This window comes from Hyphomonas oceanitis, from assembly GCF_036964545.1.
GTDB lineage: Bacteria > Pseudomonadota > Alphaproteobacteria > Caulobacterales > Hyphomonadaceae > Hyphomonas > Hyphomonas oceanitis.
In genome coordinates, this window is the sequence record NZ_JBALTL010000006.1 from 68,044 (window position 1) to 83,928 (window position 15,885).

At 58.4% G+C, this 15,885-nt stretch carries 13 protein-coding genes; 3 read left to right on the forward strand and 10 right to left on the reverse strand.

Annotated elements, in window-relative coordinates; genetic code table 11:
* Positions 1 to 74: 74 nt before the first annotated feature.
* The 7 genes from V7651_RS15870 to V7651_RS15900 all read right to left on the reverse strand — a co-directional run bounded on the left by V7651_RS15870 (position 75) and on the right by V7651_RS15900 (position 10,059).
* Positions 75 to 1,481 (reverse strand): hypothetical protein, encoded by a 1,407-nt coding sequence (locus V7651_RS15870; RefSeq protein WP_335613726.1) that lies wholly within the window; start codon positions 1,479 to 1,481, stop codon positions 75 to 77.
* Between the two features lie 4 nt (positions 1,482 to 1,485).
* Positions 1,486 to 2,859: a Trk system potassium transporter TrkA gene (gene trkA, locus V7651_RS15875; protein ID WP_335613727.1), complete on the reverse strand. Its 1,374-nt coding sequence runs from the start codon at positions 2,857 to 2,859 to the stop codon at positions 1,486 to 1,488.
* Positions 2,860 to 2,879: 20 nt separating this feature from the next.
* Positions 2,880 to 4,271 carry a nitrogen assimilation response regulator NtrX gene (gene ntrX, locus V7651_RS15880; protein ID WP_035539058.1) on the reverse strand — a complete coding sequence of 464 codons (1,392 nt, stop codon included), beginning with the start codon at positions 4,269 to 4,271 and terminating at the stop codon, positions 2,880 to 2,882.
* Complete coding sequence (locus V7651_RS15885; protein ID WP_051624832.1) at positions 4,262 to 6,559, reverse strand: sensor histidine kinase; 2,298 nt, start codon at positions 6,557 to 6,559, stop codon at positions 4,262 to 4,264. The genes ntrX and V7651_RS15885 overlap by 10 nt, the downstream gene beginning before the upstream one ends.
* Before the next feature lie 108 nt (positions 6,560 to 6,667).
* A complete protein-coding gene (locus tag V7651_RS15890) occupies positions 6,668 to 8,044 on the reverse strand; it encodes a sigma 54-interacting transcriptional regulator (RefSeq protein WP_335594284.1) in 1,377 nt (458 codons plus the stop codon).
* Positions 8,037 to 9,107 (reverse strand): two-component system sensor histidine kinase NtrB, encoded by a 1,071-nt coding sequence (locus V7651_RS15895; RefSeq protein ID WP_335613728.1) that lies wholly within the window; start codon positions 9,105 to 9,107, stop codon positions 8,037 to 8,039. The genes V7651_RS15890 and V7651_RS15895 overlap by 8 nt, the downstream gene beginning before the upstream one ends.
* A 1-nt stretch (position 9,108) precedes the next feature.
* Positions 9,109 to 10,059 carry a tRNA dihydrouridine synthase gene (locus V7651_RS15900; protein ID WP_335613729.1) on the reverse strand — a complete coding sequence of 317 codons (951 nt, stop codon included), beginning with the start codon at positions 10,057 to 10,059 and terminating at the stop codon, positions 9,109 to 9,111.
* A 159-nt stretch (positions 10,060 to 10,218) separates the two neighbouring features.
* Between V7651_RS15900 and V7651_RS15905 the strand changes: the two genes are divergently transcribed.
* Together V7651_RS15905 and V7651_RS15910 are read left to right on the forward strand one after the other, a co-directional pair.
* On the forward strand, positions 10,219 to 11,361 hold the full coding sequence (locus tag V7651_RS15905) for a bifunctional 2-C-methyl-D-erythritol 4-phosphate cytidylyltransferase/2-C-methyl-D-erythritol 2,4-cyclodiphosphate synthase (protein WP_335613730.1): 1,143 nt from the start codon (positions 10,219 to 10,221) through the stop codon (positions 11,359 to 11,361).
* A gap of 9 nt (positions 11,362 to 11,370) precedes the next feature.
* Positions 11,371 to 11,862 carry a CinA family protein gene (locus tag V7651_RS15910; protein ID WP_335613731.1) on the forward strand — a complete coding sequence of 164 codons (492 nt, stop codon included), beginning with the start codon at positions 11,371 to 11,373 and terminating at the stop codon, positions 11,860 to 11,862.
* On the opposite strand, the gene V7651_RS15915 is transcribed toward V7651_RS15910, so the two are convergent.
* Both V7651_RS15915 and lipA read right to left on the reverse strand, forming a co-directional pair.
* Complete coding sequence (locus tag V7651_RS15915; RefSeq protein ID WP_335613732.1) at positions 11,840 to 12,316, reverse strand: type II toxin-antitoxin system RatA family toxin; 477 nt, start codon at positions 12,314 to 12,316, stop codon at positions 11,840 to 11,842. The genes V7651_RS15910 and V7651_RS15915 overlap by 23 nt on opposite strands.
* Before the next feature lies 1 nt (position 12,317).
* Positions 12,318 to 13,289, reverse strand: a complete 972-nt coding sequence (gene lipA / locus V7651_RS15920) for a lipoyl synthase (RefSeq protein ID WP_335590954.1) — start codon at positions 13,287 to 13,289, stop codon at positions 12,318 to 12,320.
* A gap of 149 nt (positions 13,290 to 13,438) precedes the next feature.
* Between lipA and V7651_RS15925 the strand changes: the two genes are divergently transcribed.
* A complete protein-coding gene (locus V7651_RS15925; protein WP_335590955.1) occupies positions 13,439 to 15,016 on the forward strand; it encodes an AMP-binding protein in 1,578 nt (525 codons plus the stop codon).
* Between the two features lie 3 nt (positions 15,017 to 15,019).
* Here V7651_RS15925 and V7651_RS15930 read toward each other — a convergent pair whose 3' ends face one another.
* Positions 15,020 to 15,829: an alpha/beta fold hydrolase gene (locus tag V7651_RS15930; RefSeq protein WP_335613733.1), complete on the reverse strand. Its 810-nt coding sequence runs from the start codon at positions 15,827 to 15,829 to the stop codon at positions 15,020 to 15,022.
* Between the last annotated feature and the right edge of the window lie 56 nt (positions 15,830 to 15,885).

The following is a 15,885-nucleotide window of genomic DNA, read 5'->3' on the forward strand; positions in this document are numbered from 1 at the left end:
CCATTCCTGCAATTGTTCTTGTTATGTGTCGCGAGCTAAATGGATTGGGCCGATTGTGCAAGTGCGAACGCTGCTTATCCCCTCCAAAAACTGGGGGAAAGCGCCGGAATTACTGCTAAAATCTCCAATCTTCCCAGAACCATGGATAATACAAGCAGGCTCGTTGCGCCTCCATCCAGCCCTTCTGTATGTCCGAGGAGAAGACCGCCGGAGTTTGTAAGTCCGCCGATAGAAAGTCTGATAGTCTCGTCAAAAGGCAGATTCAGGAAGCTGAATCCGATCATGACCATGAAGACAGCTACGATATACGCCACAAGGTAAACCCAGACGCCAATCACGCTGCGCTCGTCAAGCTCGCGGTCCCTGAAACGGAAGCCAAGAACGGAGCGCCTATAGCCCAACTGACGGAATTCCTGTCCTGCCCGGCGCGCAAGTACGATCAATCTTGCGATCTTCACGCCCCCTGCCGCCGACAAGGCCGAGCCGCCAATCAGAGCCGGTAGCACCAGAATTGGCAAGGGTATGGACTCCCGTAAAGCAGGATTGGTCAGGGCCAATCCTGAGGTCGACATCGCAGAGACGGACCATGCAATTCCATCCCCGAAGAGGACACCTGTTGGCAATACCATGACCGCGAAAACGATGATGAGGGCCACGAAGGTTATCGTCTCAGGATCAAAGAGAGCTGTTCGCGGTTTCCTGTCCTTCAGTGGAAGCCATACGGCCAAGCCCAGGGCACCGACAATCATGCCAATGCCCAGAATGATGCCAGGGAAAGGCGGGAGGATGGCTCGCTTCATGGCTAGGGGGTCAACAACACCGGTTGTAATAGCGCTGACTGCATCCCCGACCGCTCGTGGGAATGGAACGCCGGCCAGTATAAGTAATCCAATGAGCACGATGAGGCATACCGCCATCATGTAAAATACAGACTTCGCGACGCGCGGAACGGCATCGAAAAAGCTCGTCTCCGGCAATGTGAACAGAACCGTACGGTGTATGCCGGGTCCTCCAAGGTTCAGCGCCGCCAGAACACTGGCGGCCATGGTGATGGATGCAAGGCAGCCCAGGATATGGAGAACCGCACGCCACACGATCAAACTGACAGGCCAAGCGTTTCCTTCGATGCGAATAACCGACTGGCCGCTTGTCGTGAGGCAAGCGGCAGCCTCATGGATTGCGTGAAATAGTGACACGTCCGCAACTCCCACCACAAATGGCAGAGCCGCAGCTACAGGCGACAGAAACCACCAGAGAATCACGACAGCCAAGGCGTCCGAAGGGCGGGCTTTGCGCTTGGGTTTTGGCGTCAACAAAAGAACACTACTCGCCAGGACTGCAATGCTGATTGCCGTGACAGACAGCGCGACGACCTGATCCGTCTCGCCTGCAATAACTGCCACCAGGACAGGCAGCACTGCACTGCCCGCGAGGATGAGCATGATAAACGCGAGTACCCGAACGATCGAGGCGTAGTTCATGGCGTCAGAAGAAGTCCGGACTGACGCGGAAATATTTCTCCACCTTCCGGACCATGCTCTCTTCATAGAACACGATCAGATGGTCTTCTGCGCGAACGGTCACATCGGGCCCCGCGATAATCACGTTGCCGTCGCGAATGACTGCTGCCGCAGCTACGCCATCGGGAAGATCGTCATAGCCGAGCGTCTTGCCGATCAGCGATGAAGATTCGAGCGTAATACCTTCAGCAACTTCCGCCAGGCCGTCTTCGATCGACTGCAATCCGAGGATCCGTCCACGGCGCATCCGTAGAAGAATTTGCGACACGGTGAGCGCCCGCGGATCCAGTACTGCATCGACCCTCATGTCACGGGCAAGCCCTGCCAACTCAGTGGCATTCACGAGCGCCAAGGCACGCTTTGCCCCGGCACGCTTTGCGAGATTGCAGATAAGGAGGTTTGTCTTGTCGTCATTGGTGATGGCGATGACGAAATCTGCCTTCGGTGCGCCGGCTTCGGCAAGAATATCCGGGCTGAGGCCGTCGCCCTGAATAACGATAGTACGTTTCAATTCAGCGACAGCGGCGTCCGCACGCGCGACACTGCTCTCAACGAGACGGATGCGCATTGTGCTTTCGCGTTCCAGTGTCTTGGCAACGTAAAGGCCAACATTGCCGCCGCCTATGATGACGACATGGTCGAGACGCTCATTGTCCCGGTTGAAAATGCTGGTGAGCCTGTCGGCGTGACTATCGAGGACGGCAACATAGGCGCGGTCTTCCGGCTTGAGCACATCCGTCGAGCGAGGCGCGCGAACGGCATCCTTGCGACCGATCCCCACAATCCGGGCTGACAGATCAGGGAAGAGCCCCCTGATCTGGTCAACCGGCGTGTCCAGTAGCGGGCTCTTCGCGTCAATTTCGAGCCCGAGCAGCTTGATCTTTTCCTTGCCGAACGTCGCGCTCATCACAGCGCCTGGCGTGCGTAGGCGTTGAAGGATGGCTTCGCCGACTTCGACTTCAGGCGAGATGACCATGTCTATCGGCAGGCCTTCCCGTGAGAAAATATTCTTCCAGGCAGGGTCGATATAGGACTGGTCGCGGACCCGCGCGATTTTATAGGGAACAGAGAACAATGTGTGGGCGATCTGGCAGATCACCATATTGATCTCGTCAAAATGCGTGACGGCGATGATCATCTCGCAATCGACCGCACCGGCACGCTTTAGGACGTCAGGATGAGCGGCATGTCCAGTGACGCCCCGAACATCCAGATCAGTCGAGACCTGATCCACCAGGTCCGGGTTTTCATCAATAATGGTAATATCGTGCTTTTCACGCGCAAGTCGCCGGGCAATGCCGTGCCCGACGCGGCCTGCGCCGCATATAAGAACGCGCATCTCTTACTGCCTTCCGACGGTCATTCGCCGTCTTGCCGAGTCAGCCCGGAACCTACGCCCAAAGCCTTTAATTTTCTGTGCAGTGCGGATCGTTCCATTCCGATGAATTCCGCAGTTCTCGAAATATTTCCGTTAAACCTTGTGATCTGTAGCGCAAGATATTCACGCTCGAACTGCTCGCGGGCATCCCGAAGCGATAGGCCGACAAGCTCTGCCGATCCTCCTTTGGAGTTCTGCATGGCCCCCGAACCTGTGTCTCGCGGCAACTCGTCGACGCTTACCGGGCGGCTGGAATCAGACGGCGACAGGATCAAAATCCGCTCCACCACATTGCGCAACTGGCGGATATTGCCCGGCCAGTCCATCGACTGCAGAACTGCCATGGCCTCTTCCGAAAATTCGCGCGGCGTAAGGCCGGATGAATCCGAAATACGATCGATGAAATAGCTCACGAGGTCGCCAATATCGTCCCGGCGCTCCGCCAGGGACGGAACCCGGAGCGGAACAACGCTCAGTCGATAGAAAAGATCTTCCCGGAAATTACCCTGCTCGATCTCTTCTTTGAGATCCTTCGTTGTGGCCGACATCACTCGCACGTCCACGCTGACGTCAGAGCGCCCGCCGACTCGCTGGAAACGCTGCTCCGTCAAGACACGCAGGATCTTGTTCTGCGTTCCGAGCGGCATGTCCGCCACTTCGTCCAGCAGCAGCGTTCCGTTGTGTGCTTTCTCGAACAGGCCAACGCGGACAGTACGGCCTTGCTGGTCCTCTTCGCCGAACAGCGCGCTTTCCATCTGGTCAGGCGCGATGCTGGCAGCGTTCACTACTACGAACGGTCCACCGGCCCGCAGGGAGTTCCGGTGAATCAAACGTGCGGCAAGCTCTTTGCCCACACCGGCGGGACCATTAATCATCACACGCGAATTAGTCGGCGCAACCTTCTCGATGGCAGCCCGCAGGTTTGCGGCAGCCTGACTGTTGCCAATCCAGTGCTCGTCTTCGCCGGCGCGGTTGCGAAGGGCCGCGTTCTCATATTTCAGCGCAGCAGATTCAATCGCCCTCTCGATAAGATGCAGCAACCTGTCAGTCTTGAAGGGTTTCTCGATAAAGTCGTACGCACCCCGCCGAATGGCGGCCACTGCTGTTTCAATATTGCCATGGCCGCTGATCACAATAACGGGGAGAAACGGATCGATGGATTTCAAATACTTGAGCAGTGACAGACCATCCATCTGGCTTCCCTGAAGCCAGACGTCCAGCACAACGAGACGAGGCGTCCGTGTACGGACCTCCTCAAGCGCTCGTTCAGCAGTCTCTGCCGTGCGAACCGAATACCCCTCGTCGCTCAACACACCCGCGACCAGCTCACGAATATCGGGTTCGTCATCAACAACCAGAATGTCTAACGCCATGGCGTTGGCTCCTCTACATTTTCGAATATGGCGGTATCGGAAGTTAAACTGCCGCCCGCCTCAGAATCTTCACCAACAGAAGCAGGACCGTTAGCCGGTAGCCACACACGCACCCGCGCCCCGCGCATGCCATCCAGCCTGTTTTGCAGGGAAATGGATCCGCCGTGGTCAGCAATAATGCGATTGACGATTGCGAGGCCGAGACCAGTGCCCTTTTCCCGAGTCGTTACGTAGGGTTCCAACAGGCGATCACGCACGTCCTGTGGAAAACCCGGTCCATTATCCTCGATGGTGACCTCTACGCCGCCCGCATTCGCCGACAGTACGACCCGGATGTGCCCATTGATATCGGAATCCTCAGGAAGCCCCTCAATCGCCTCTGCCGCATTTTTAAGGAGATTCCCGAAGGCCTGCCCGAGGAGACGCTCGTCGCCGCGGTAAACCGCATCATCCGTGTTCGTCTCAAACTCGATTTCGACATCCGGTGACACCATGCTTTGCGAGAATCCGGTGCCCTGCAGGAGCGAACGCATGTTGAACGGAGCGACACTCGGCTTGGGCATGCGTGCGAAGGACGAAAATTCCTCTACCATACGGCCGATATCGCCTACCTGACGCAGGATGGTCTCAATGCAGCGGTCGAAAACGCCGTCGCTATCGTCAATCTTGTCTCCATAACGCCGCTTGATACGCTCGGTGGATAGCATGATGGGGGTCAGCGGATTGCGGATTTCATGCGCGATCCGCCGCGCAACATCGCGCCAGGCGAGTTGGCGCTGCGCATTCACCAGCCGCGTGGTGTCGTCGAAGGTCAGCACGCATCCGCCCGCCGGATCTGGCGCTGTCTTGAGACGAATATGGCGAACCTCGCCATTTATGCTCAGATCAAGCGACGCATCTACCGGCGCTATGCGCTCAAGCGTATCGCGCGCATAGCGCTCGAAAAGCGGCGCGACTTCTCCCAGTGTCTGGCCGGGCATGATTTCCCCAATGCCAAGCACCTCGCCTGCTGACCTGTTCGCGAGCGTCACGACCATATCACCATCCATTCGGATGACTCCGGCACTGACTTCGGCCAGCAAGGTCTCGACAAATTTACGCCGGTCCTCCTCGTCCTCGCGGGCACGGATCAATGCGTTGCGCTGTTCAGCCAATTGCTCAGTCATGGCGTTAAACGAGTTCGTCAGCGCATAGACTTCATCCTGTGGTCCCGACACCGGAACACGGACGGAGAGATCACCATCTCTGACGGTGTGCGCCGCAACGGCGAGGCGCCCGATCGGACCGGTAATCCGGCCGGCTGCTTCCAGACCAAGCCTACCAGCCAGCAGCAATATGAGCGCCGCGATTTGTGTATATCCGATAGCGAATATGTACTGAAGGCGACCGCTGCGCCTTTTGGCGTTGTTGTATTGTGCCAGCGCTGCCTCGGCCTCGCGAAGCTGGACGGCGGCATTCTTGTCGAAGTTCTTGACCGCGTAGATATAGCCGTCCAGCGGCTCCTCAATGCGGATAAGCGCGGTTGCGACACCACGGTTCTCGTAGAGCGTGGTGGCGATATTGCCGCTATTTGCTTCTTCAAAAGCCGATTGAGGTGGCGGCACGAGGATAGGTTGCTGGACGCTCTGCTCCGCAATGAGCTCGACCCCATCCGGACCAAGTACCGCAATCGTCAGAAACTCGCGAAAACCCAGTTCCGATCGCAAGCCATCAATAAAGGCCTTAGAGGCATCCTTGGCGAGACTGTCAGCGTTGATCTCATCATTCTCGCCACTCGCTGCGAGTGACGTTTTCACGTCCCGCGCAAAGTTCTCGATATCAAGAGCTGCAAGGCGCACGTCCACATCGAGCGTATTCTCGAAATTGTCGACATAATCTTGAAAGATGCGGGCATTCTTTTCCATGATCGTGTCGACACGCTCACCAAGCCAATTATCCAGGCCACGCGTGATGAACGCCCCGATGAATATGGCAACAATCATGGCGGGTATCAGAGCGGAAAAGCCAAACAGCAACACAAAGCGCTTGGCCAAGAGGCCCTTGCCTTCTCCGCGACCGCTACGCTGGATCGAAAAGTATTCGCGCGCCACGATGATCGCGAGCACGATGATCACGATGAAGTTCAGCCCGAGCAGCCAGGGCGTTGCACCGGCCGTCGGATTATCGGGGTCCGCACCCGATATGGCGATGAAGGTTGCGAAAACCGCAACAAGCGCCGCAATGATGAAGAGGCCCTCAAAAAGGGCCCAGCTCGCCTTCGTCGCCTGTTGGCTCAGTGTGTTTGACAAATCGACGTGCTCTACCGTGGCCACCCCGGCCCCGTTGCATTTACGACACGGTTAAGTGTCACATCCGCAACAGTGGTGCACTAAAACCACAGTTTCATGTGCCGTCAATCAGTCTTCTGCAATTCCAAGCGCGTTGATCTTCGCCCGCAATGTGTTCCGGTTCATGCCCAGGAGTTGCGCCGCTTTCACCTTATTACCGGCAGTTACCGAAAGAGCGAGCTTGATGAGGGGCCTCTCGACCTGATCGATAACCCTTGAATACACTGCAGAATCCTCGGAATCCCCACCCGCGATGAGGTCGCCCATCACGTAGCGATGTAGAAGGGTTTCAACGTCCTTTTCAAGGCCTGCGCTGACACCCTTTTGCTCGGAGGCACCTGCACGCAGCTCACGCTCGACATCACGCAACGTAATCGCTTCGTCAGGGCTTAGAACGGCAAGACGGAGAATCAGGTTCTCGAGCTCTCGCACGTTTCCGGGCCAGTCATAGGCGGTCAGTAAATCAATTGCGGACTTGTCCAGGATCTTGGCGGACAGACCCTGCCGCTGCGCCCGGATGAGGAAAGCCCGGGCAAGTTCCGGAATGTCTTCCTTGCGAAGACGCAAGGGCGGCATTGTGAGCCGCACGACATTTAGACGATAGTAGAGGTCTTCACGGAAACGGCCTTCTTCCACCAGACGGCCAAGATTGCGCCGTGTCGAAGCAATCAAACGCGCGCCGCTGGAGTCGCGCAGCAGTTTGACCAGTTGTGTCTGCGCTTCCGCTGGCAGATCACCGATCTCATCCAGATAGAGCGTGCCCCCTTTCAAGTGGACTGCGCCGCCCTCACCGCCTGTGCCGAAGAGTTCCTTGTTGATCTCGCCGGCTGGCAGGGCCGCCAGATCAAGCGCGACGAACTTTCCGGCTTTCGCCGCACCGAGCTGGTGGATGGCACGTGCCGCGAGTTCCTTGCCCGTGCCGCTTTCACCTTCAATCAGCACGGTCAGCTCGGTATTCATCACTTTGGCGATGATCCGATAGACTTCCTGCATGGCGTCAGACCGGCCGATAAGTGGCAGGCCCGCGTCGCTGATCGCCTTTTGCGCTTCCGGATTGATCGCCCGGTTGGAGGATTTCGGGGCAGATTTCAGCGCGCGCTGCACAAGGCTGGACAGCATGTCGATGTCAAAGGGCTTTGGGAGATAGTCAAACGCGCCATGCTCCGCAGCGGAAGCAGCCGTGAGGATCGTGTTCTGACCACTCATGACAATGAAGGGAAGTTCGGGCCGAGCCAGTTTCAGGGACGGCAGAAGATCGAAGATCGAAGTCTCACCCAGGTAGACATCCGTAACGACGACATCGCCTTCCCCATTGCGGACCCAGCGCTCAAGAGCGTCCGTCGAACTCGTTGCCCGGACATCATATCCGGCAGCAACCAGTGTCTGGTTCACAACCAGACGAATGCTCGCATCGTCTTCAGCCAGAAGTACTGTCTTGTCAGCCATGCTCTGTTCCATCTCCAAGCGGCAGCAGCACTGTGAACCGGGTTGACCCCGGCTCGCTATCTACCCTTATTTGTCCGCCGTGTGCTGTCACGACTTCACTCACTATCGAGAGCCCAAGGCCTCGTGCACCTGATTTGGAACTCTGGAAGACATCAAAGATCGTCGCTTGCCGCTCACGCGGGATGCCCTTTCCATCGTCCTCGATTGTTATCAGCATCGCCCGGCGCAGACCGGCCCCGAGGCGTGCTTGCTTCATGGCAAGTCCTGCGGCGTAGGCGGTCCGGATTGTGATATTGCCACTCGAACCATTCTCGACGGACGCCTCTACAGCGTTGCGCATGATATTGTGGAAGGCCTGTTGCAGGTGATCCGAATCCCCGACGACGTCCGGCAGGGAAGGATCGAACATCCGCTGGAATGTGACCTTCGGACCATTCGCTGCGCGTTCTGCGGCGATAATCTTGTCGAGCAGCGCGTGTATATTAAAAGGCTGCAAGCGTGGCGCCGAAAAGAGTTCAAACGCAGACAGGCGGTTGACCAGCCGCTCTATGCGGCGCGCTTCATCCTTGATGATGTCCAGCAGTTCGCTTTGGTCAGCCTGACCTTGGCGCTCAAGCAATTGCGCAGCGCCGATTATACCCGCCAGAGGGTTTTTGACCTCATGCCCGAGGATACGGCCAAACCCGGCCGCGCCAGCCACGGAATCACTGCTCTCGCGGGAAGGTGTTTCTGCAAGGGCCAGAACAAACGCACCGCGATCTGCGCTTCTGACCCGAATGTCGCAGATAATGCGGGAATGCATGCCTGGACCGGAAATCGGCGTGCCAGGCGCCATGATGTCGCCGGCTTGTCGCTGCGCGCGATCGATCAGCTCGAAAAGTGGAGAGTCATGATAGATGACCTCACTCAGAGGCCGTCCGGCAAGGGCGCGGCGAGACATTTTGAGGAGCGACTCAGCCGCAGGGTTCGCCTCCAGAATGCGGCGACGCGCATCGATCAGGACGAGAGCGACGGGAGAGAGTTCACCCAGCATTGGCGGTCTCAGGGTTGCGAGTGATGCCATCTTAAGCGGCCTCAAGCAGTTGGGGTTTCAGATAAAGTGTCTTCAGCGATTTAATGAGGTCAGCCGGATCGGCGATCTGGCAAAGGTTGGACCGAAGGGCCCTTCGGCGATCGTCCGCCAAGGGCAATTCAAGACCGTCTATTGCGGCCGACACATGTTTTCGAACGGTGCGAACGCCAAGAGCGCCTCCGTAGAGGTCGACCGAATCCCTTACCTGCTCCGCGAGGCTGTCGAATTGCTCGGCGAGGTCGGGGCGCTTGTAGGGTTTTGCGACCAGTCCGGCCGCTATTTCTCCAGCAAGCCAAGGCTTCCCCATTGCGGCACGCCCGATCATGACGCCGTGGGCGCCTGATTGGGCAAGCGCATTGCGGGCATCTTCGAGTGAACTGATATCGCCATTGACGATTACAGGGACGGATACAGCGTCGACAGTAGGTCTCACTGCGGCCCAGTTTGCTGCACCGGTGTAGAACTGGCAGCGAGTGCGCCCGTGTACCGCTATCATTTGAACGCCCAAATCCTCGGCAATACGGGCCAGTTCCGGGGCATTCAGGCTGTCATCATCCCACCCAAGGCGCATCTTGAGGGTTACGGGCGTTCCGTTGGCTCCCTCCAGCGCCGCTTCGATGATACTTGTCGCAAGCGGGATATCCTGCATAAGAGCAGACCCAGACTGGCCTCCAGTCACTTGTTTGGACGGGCAACCCATATTGATATCAATGACATCAACCCCGGCCTTACGCATCAATACGGAACCTGCAAGCATATCTACAGGACGCCGCGCTGCGAGCTGCACGATCCACTTGCCTGCCCCATCGTGGCGGCAGGTGCGCCGAACCATATCCGGTCGGGCCGAGGCCAGCGTCTCGCTGGCCACCATTTCGGACACGACAGCCGGAGCGCCGAACCGTACAGCCTGGCGGCGCATCGGCGCGTCAGTTGCGCCGGACATCGGCGCGAGCCAAACTTGGGGTGCCTTAAAAACAGTCATAAGGCTATTGTTCCGACTTTTCATTTCTTCGCAAGTGCACAAAAGACGCGCATCTGTACAAAAATTCATGTTGAAAAAGGCCTATAACTCGTTTTGGCAACCTTCCAGAGAAACCCGTTTATGCCAAAGGTAGCCGCAATCATTGTCGCTGGTGGAAAGGGTACCCGCGCGGGTCGCGTTGGGCCGAAGCAATATGAATCCCTTCTCGGGCGAACAGTGCTCGAATGGTCGATTGAAGCTTTCCTTCAACATCCGGATGTGGGTCATTTGGTGGTCGTTTCCGGGACCGGTCAGGGTAAGTTCGGACCATTCCCGGGTACTTCATGGGTACTCGGTGGGGATTCCCGGACCCAATCGGTACGCAACGGGCTCGCAGCACTCGACCTGCCCCCGGACACCGCTGTCCTGATCCACGATGCCGCCCGCCCCGGCCTAAGCCAGGACATGATCAGCGCCCTTATCGCAGCGCTCGAAAATGCGGATGCAGTTGCCCCCGCCCTCCCCGTTCCGGATGCCCTTAAAACGGAGCGGAATGGCAAACTTGAAACCGTGCCCCGGGAGGGCCTGTTTCGCGTCCAGACCCCTCAGGCCTTCCGGCTGGGCGCCATCCGCGCCGCGCTCGATGCGTCCGATGGTGATCTGGTCGATGACCTTGCAGCCATGGAAGCGACGGGTGCGAAGGTTGAACTAATCCCTGGCGACGAACGCCTGCACAAGATCACCTATCCGGAGGATTTCGACTTGGTGGCAAAACTGATGAGCCCAGCCGCTGCTGCACCACGCGTGGGCAAAGGTTTCGACGTTCATGCGTTCGAGCCGGGCGATCATGTCACGCTGTGCGGTGTCGCCATCCCTCATACCGCAAAGCTGAAGGGGCATTCCGATGCGGATGCCGCCTGGCACGCGCTGACGGACGCCATACTGGGCGCCGTTGCGCTGGGCGATATCGGTGATCATTTCCCGCCTTCGGATGCCCGGTGGAAGAATGCCGACAGTGCCATCTTCCTGCAGGAGGCTATCCGGCTGGTTGGCGCTGAGGGCTATGTGGTTTCGAGCTGTGACATCACCGTGATCTGTGAAGCGCCGAAGGTGAAGCCGCACCGTGAGGCAATGCGCAGCCGTACAGCCGAATTGATGGGCCTGCCCCTTTCGGCTGTCAGCGTGAAGGCAACCACGACGGAGGGATTGGGCTTTACCGGGCGACGCGAGGGAATAGCGGCGGAGGCCATCGCAGTGCTGGTGCCAACGAACCAGCCGCGCTAATCTCCGGCCATGTTTCCAGATCGTCTCCGAAATCTCGCCATGCTGATCCTTGATGACGCCGAGCAAGCGCGCCTCAAGATCTGCACGGCTGAAAGCTGCACCGGCGGCCTGCTCGCCGCCCTGTTCACCGACATTCCCGGCTCTTCCAGCGTCTTCGAGCGTGGGTTCGTGACCTATTCCAACCGCGCGAAGGAAGAGATGCTGGGCATTGCGGGTGATGTGCTGGCCGATTATGGCGCCGTATCAGAGCCGGTGGCGCGGATGATGGCGGAAGGTGCGCTGGAAGCCAGCCGGGCCAATATCGCCGTTGCCATTACCGGCGTCGCCGGCCCGGGCGGCGGCACGCGGATGAAGCCGGTCGGCACGGTTCATATTGCCTGCGTCCGCGAGAACCGCGCTGTGGTTCACGAGATGATTCAGGTCGGCGAGATCAGTCGGCAGGATATCAGGATGGCCGCCGTGGAGACGGCCCTGAACCTCATACAGGTACAGATGCGCTAGGCGCAGGGCCGTAACGCTTCTGCGCTTCTGCGAGAAACGCACTCATGATGCGATCAACAGCAATGTCGTGATTGGCGGCCGCCAGCATGGCGATGAGCACATTGCGGAACTCATATTTGATTTCGAGCGAGATGTCTGAGCCACCACGCTCCAAGGGCGTAATCGTCCACTGCGCGCGCAAGGCCCGAAAGGGCCCTTTGATAAGACTTGCGACGACCGTGCCTGCATCAGGATCGGCAACCACGCCAGTCGAAAAGCGCTCAACAAATCCCTTGAACCCAACAACCGCATCGCCCTGGCAATGAGTCGCGCCGGTTTCATCAACCCGAACCTCGGAGACACGCATTGCGGTGATCCATTTGATGAAGTCAGGATAGCGGCCAATATCCGATACGAGATCGAACGCCTGTGCCGGCGTATAGGGCACGCGAACCGATTTGGAGAAACGGGGCATCTTATGCCGTTTGGACTGCGAGCTTTGCTTCGCGCGCAGCGCGCATGCGGGCGAAGTCTTCACCGGCATGATAGCTCGAACGCGTCAGCGGTGTGGCCGATACCATCAGGAAGCCCTTGGCGCGCGCGATCTCTTCAAGCGCCTTGAACTCGTCCGGCGTGACGAACCGGTCAATGGCCGCATGTTTGCGCGTCGGCTGCAGGTATTGGCCGATGGTCAGGAAGTCGACGCCCGCAGAGCGCATGTCGTCCATGACCTGCATCACCTCTTCCTTCGTTTCGCCGAGACCAACCATGAGGCCGGACTTGGTGAACTGCGACGGATCGCGGTCCTTCACTTTCTGAAGCAGGCGAAGCGAATGATAGTAACGCGCGCCGGGACGGATCGAGAGGTAAAGGCGCGGGACGGTTTCGAGATTGTGATTGAAGACGTCAGGACGCGCGTCGATGACCCGGTTTTCCCAGCCATCCTTGCGCAGGAAGTCCGGCGTCAGGATCTCGATCGTCGTGCCGGGAGATGCGGCGCGAATCGCATTGATGACGTGGACGAAGTGCATCGCGCCGCCGTCTTCAAGGTCATCGCGATCGACTGACGTGATAACGACGTGCTCAAGGCCCATTTCGGCGACGGCTTCACCTACGCGGCGCGGCTCATCTGCATCGAGGCCCGCAGGGGGCTTCCCTGTGGACACGTTGCAGAAGGAGCAGGCGCGGGTACAAACATCGCCCATGATCATCATGGTCGCGTGCTTCTTGTCCCAGCACTCGCCAATGTTCGGGCAGCCCGCTTCCTCGCAAACCGTAATAAGGCCTTTGGATTTCACGATTTCCCGCGTTTCAGCATAACCGGCCGATGTCGGCGCCTTAACGCGAATCCAGTCCGGCTTGCGGAGGATCGGCGTGTCGGGGCGCGCCTGCTTTTCCGGATGCCGATGCTTGCGACCGGACGGGGTGAGATCAATGAGTGTTGCCATGGGCGGAAGATGGACGCGCCGACCCGATTCATCAAGGGAAATGCAGCGCAGGCTGCATATGCAAACTTGCATTATCGGTTGCGTCGAGGCCCTTACGTGACAAAATGTTACAAAAGTGAGTGCAGCTCACGAAGTCAAAGGGCCCTTGTATGAATAGCGTGACGATACCTTCGCCAATCAGCTATCGGCCATCCCGCACACGAATCGACCTTTTCTCGGCATTGCTGCGCGCCAAAAGCGAATTTGGCGCCGACAAGGTGATCGTTGTCGATGGGGATGACCGCGAACTTACATACAAAGAGATTGTGCGGGGCGCCTTTGGGCTGGGCGCGGCGCTGAAAAAAGGGACATCACGCGGTGAGGCCGTGGGCGTCATGCTGCCCACAGGGGCCGGCGCCGTTGTGGCATTCTATGCCCTGGCCGCCTATGGCCGCACGCCCGCCATGCTGAATTTCACAGCCGGGTCCGCCAACCTCAAAGCGGCCATGACCGCAGCAGGCGTAAAGCGCATCGTTACAGCGCACAAATTCGTCGAGCTGGGCGGACTGGAAGCGCTGATCGCCGAACTCGGCAAGGTCGTCGAGATTGTCTATCTTGAGGACGTTCGCGAAGCCCTCTCGCTGGGAAACAAAATTGCCGCAGCGGTCGGCCCTATCGTGCCCGCCCTGTTCCGGTCAAAGGCAGCCTACAAGTCGCCGGGTGTTATCCTGTTTACATCCGGCACGGAAGGCGAACCGAAAGGTGTTGTCCTCAGCCATGAGAATGTCATGGCGAATGTCGAGCAGGTGCGTGCTCATATTGGCCTCAGTCCCGATACGGACAAACTGTTCAACCCCCTGCCGACCTTTCACTGCTTTGGTCTTACGGTTGGGGCGATCCTGCCGATCGTTGCGGGTATCCAGGTCATGTTCCACCCCTCCCCGCTTCAACCGCGCGAGATCGTCAAGCGAATCCGCAGTAATGGCTCGACCATCCTGCTCGCGACAGACACGTTCATTTCGCAGTACGCCCGTATCGGCGCCGAGGGCGATATGGATTCTGTGCGCCTCGCCGTTTGCGGCGCCGAGCGCGTGAAGGACGAGACACGGGCGCTCGTGCGGCGCAAATTCGAGATTGAGATACTGGAAGGCTATGGCGCAACAGAAGCATCGCCTGTCGTTGCCGCCAACCAGTGGGAAAACAACAAGCCCGGCACAGTCGGACAGCTTATGGCCGACATGGAGTCAAAGCTTGTGCCTGTTGACGGTATTGCGGACGGCGGGCGACTGCATATCCGAGGTCCCAACATCATGCTCGGGTATTTGCGGCCATCGCGCCCGGGTGTTCTGGAGCGGCCGGAAGGCGGCTGGCATGATACAGGTGATATCGTCTCGATAGATGCCGAGGGTTTCATCCACATCATGGGGCGCGTGAAACGCTTCGCGAAGATCGGCGGCGAAATGGTTTCGCTGGCGGTGGTTGAGAACTGCGCCAGCGCCGTGTGGCCGGATAATCTGCATGCGGCAGTTACCATGCCTGATCCGCGCAAGGGCGAGCAGATCATTTTGCTCAGCGACGCCGAGGCCTGTAACCGCGACGATATCATGGCCTGGGCGAAGAACCATGGCGTGGCGGACTTCGCCGTGCCGCGGCGCGTATTCCATGTGAAGGACATTGCTGTCCTTGGTACGGGCAAGATCGACTATGCCGCCGTCAAAAAGCAGGCCGATGACCTGATGGCGGGTTAGACCTCAGGCTGCGGCGCGAGTTGGCATCTCTTCCGCTTCTTCAAGAAAGCTGCGGATAACGGCAGCCGTTTCTTCAGCGCGCGTGACGAGGAACAGGTGCCCGCCGCCCTCGACGACGTGAAGACGCGAATTCGGCAGCGCGACCTTCAGGATATGCCCGTTCGCGAGTGGCACGATCGAGTCCTTATCACCCATCATGACCAGGGTCGGCATTCGCATGAAGCGAATGAAGGGCAGGCTCGACCAGCCGATGAATGCGAGCAGCTGGTAGATATAGCCCTTCGGTTCAGGCGGCATGAGGTTGTGGATGTGGCCGTCAGCAGCACCATCGGCCACGTCTCCGTAGAGCGTGGCGAAGTTTTCGCGCATGTAGTCAGGATCGGTATAGCGGCGGGCATCGACCATTTTGGACAAGGACGCCGGCTTGCCTGGAATCATCGTCATACCGGCTGTTGTGGCGCACAGGATGAGTTTGCCGACGCGATTGCGATACTGGAAGGCAAACTGCTGCGCCAGTGCCCCACCCCATGAGACGCCCATGACGTCCACTTCGTCGATGTGGAACTGGTCAAGCAGTTTGCGGGCCCAGCGCGCCAGCATCCAAGGGCGGTAGGGCCACTGCGTGACAGGGCTTTTGCCAACGCCTGGCACATCAAACGTGATGATATCGCGGTCAGGGAACATGTCACCAAGGGCATTCGTGAGTTCAAGATTTGCCCCGATGCCATTGAAGAACAGCAACGGACGATTACCGACATCGTTTTTGGCGGCCCAGAACGCCGTGCGCAGGATAACGCCGTCGACGTCCTGCATGGTTATTCTCGGGCGTGGTTCCGTTGCGGGCATTGGTATTTTCCTTGGTCGTATAA

What these genes read in the sequence shown, in the direction of transcription:
- V7651_RS15910 (WP_335613731.1), top strand. Translation starts at nt 11,371, where the DNA reads ATGTTTCCAGATCGTCTCCGAAATCTCGCCATGCTGATCCTTGATGAC.
- V7651_RS15900 (WP_335613729.1), bottom strand. Translation starts at nt 10,059, where the DNA reads ATGTCCGGCGCAACTGACGCGCCGATGCGCCGCCAGGCTGTACGGTTC.
- V7651_RS15915 (WP_335613732.1), bottom strand. Translation starts at nt 12,316, where the DNA reads ATGCCCCGTTTCTCCAAATCGGTTCGCGTGCCCTATACGCCGGCACAG.
- V7651_RS15890 (WP_335594284.1), bottom strand. Translation starts at nt 8,044, where the DNA reads ATGGCTGACAAGACAGTACTTCTGGCTGAAGACGATGCGAGCATTCGT.
- V7651_RS15870 (WP_335613726.1), bottom strand. Translation starts at nt 1,481, where the DNA reads ATGAACTACGCCTCGATCGTTCGGGTACTCGCGTTTATCATGCTCATC.
- trkA (WP_335613727.1), bottom strand. Translation starts at nt 2,859, where the DNA reads ATGCGCGTTCTTATATGCGGCGCAGGCCGCGTCGGGCACGGCATTGCC.
- lipA (WP_335590954.1), bottom strand. Translation starts at nt 13,289, where the DNA reads ATGGCAACACTCATTGATCTCACCCCGTCCGGTCGCAAGCATCGGCAT.
- ntrX (WP_035539058.1), bottom strand. Translation starts at nt 4,271, where the DNA reads ATGGCGTTAGACATTCTGGTTGTTGATGACGAACCCGATATTCGTGAG.
- V7651_RS15925 (WP_335590955.1), top strand. Translation starts at nt 13,439, where the DNA reads ATGAATAGCGTGACGATACCTTCGCCAATCAGCTATCGGCCATCCCGC.
- V7651_RS15895 (WP_335613728.1), bottom strand. Translation starts at nt 9,107, where the DNA reads ATGGCATCACTCGCAACCCTGAGACCGCCAATGCTGGGTGAACTCTCT.
- V7651_RS15930 (WP_335613733.1), bottom strand. Translation starts at nt 15,829, where the DNA reads ATGCAGGACGTCGACGGCGTTATCCTGCGCACGGCGTTCTGGGCCGCC.
- V7651_RS15905 (WP_335613730.1), top strand. Translation starts at nt 10,219, where the DNA reads ATGCCAAAGGTAGCCGCAATCATTGTCGCTGGTGGAAAGGGTACCCGC.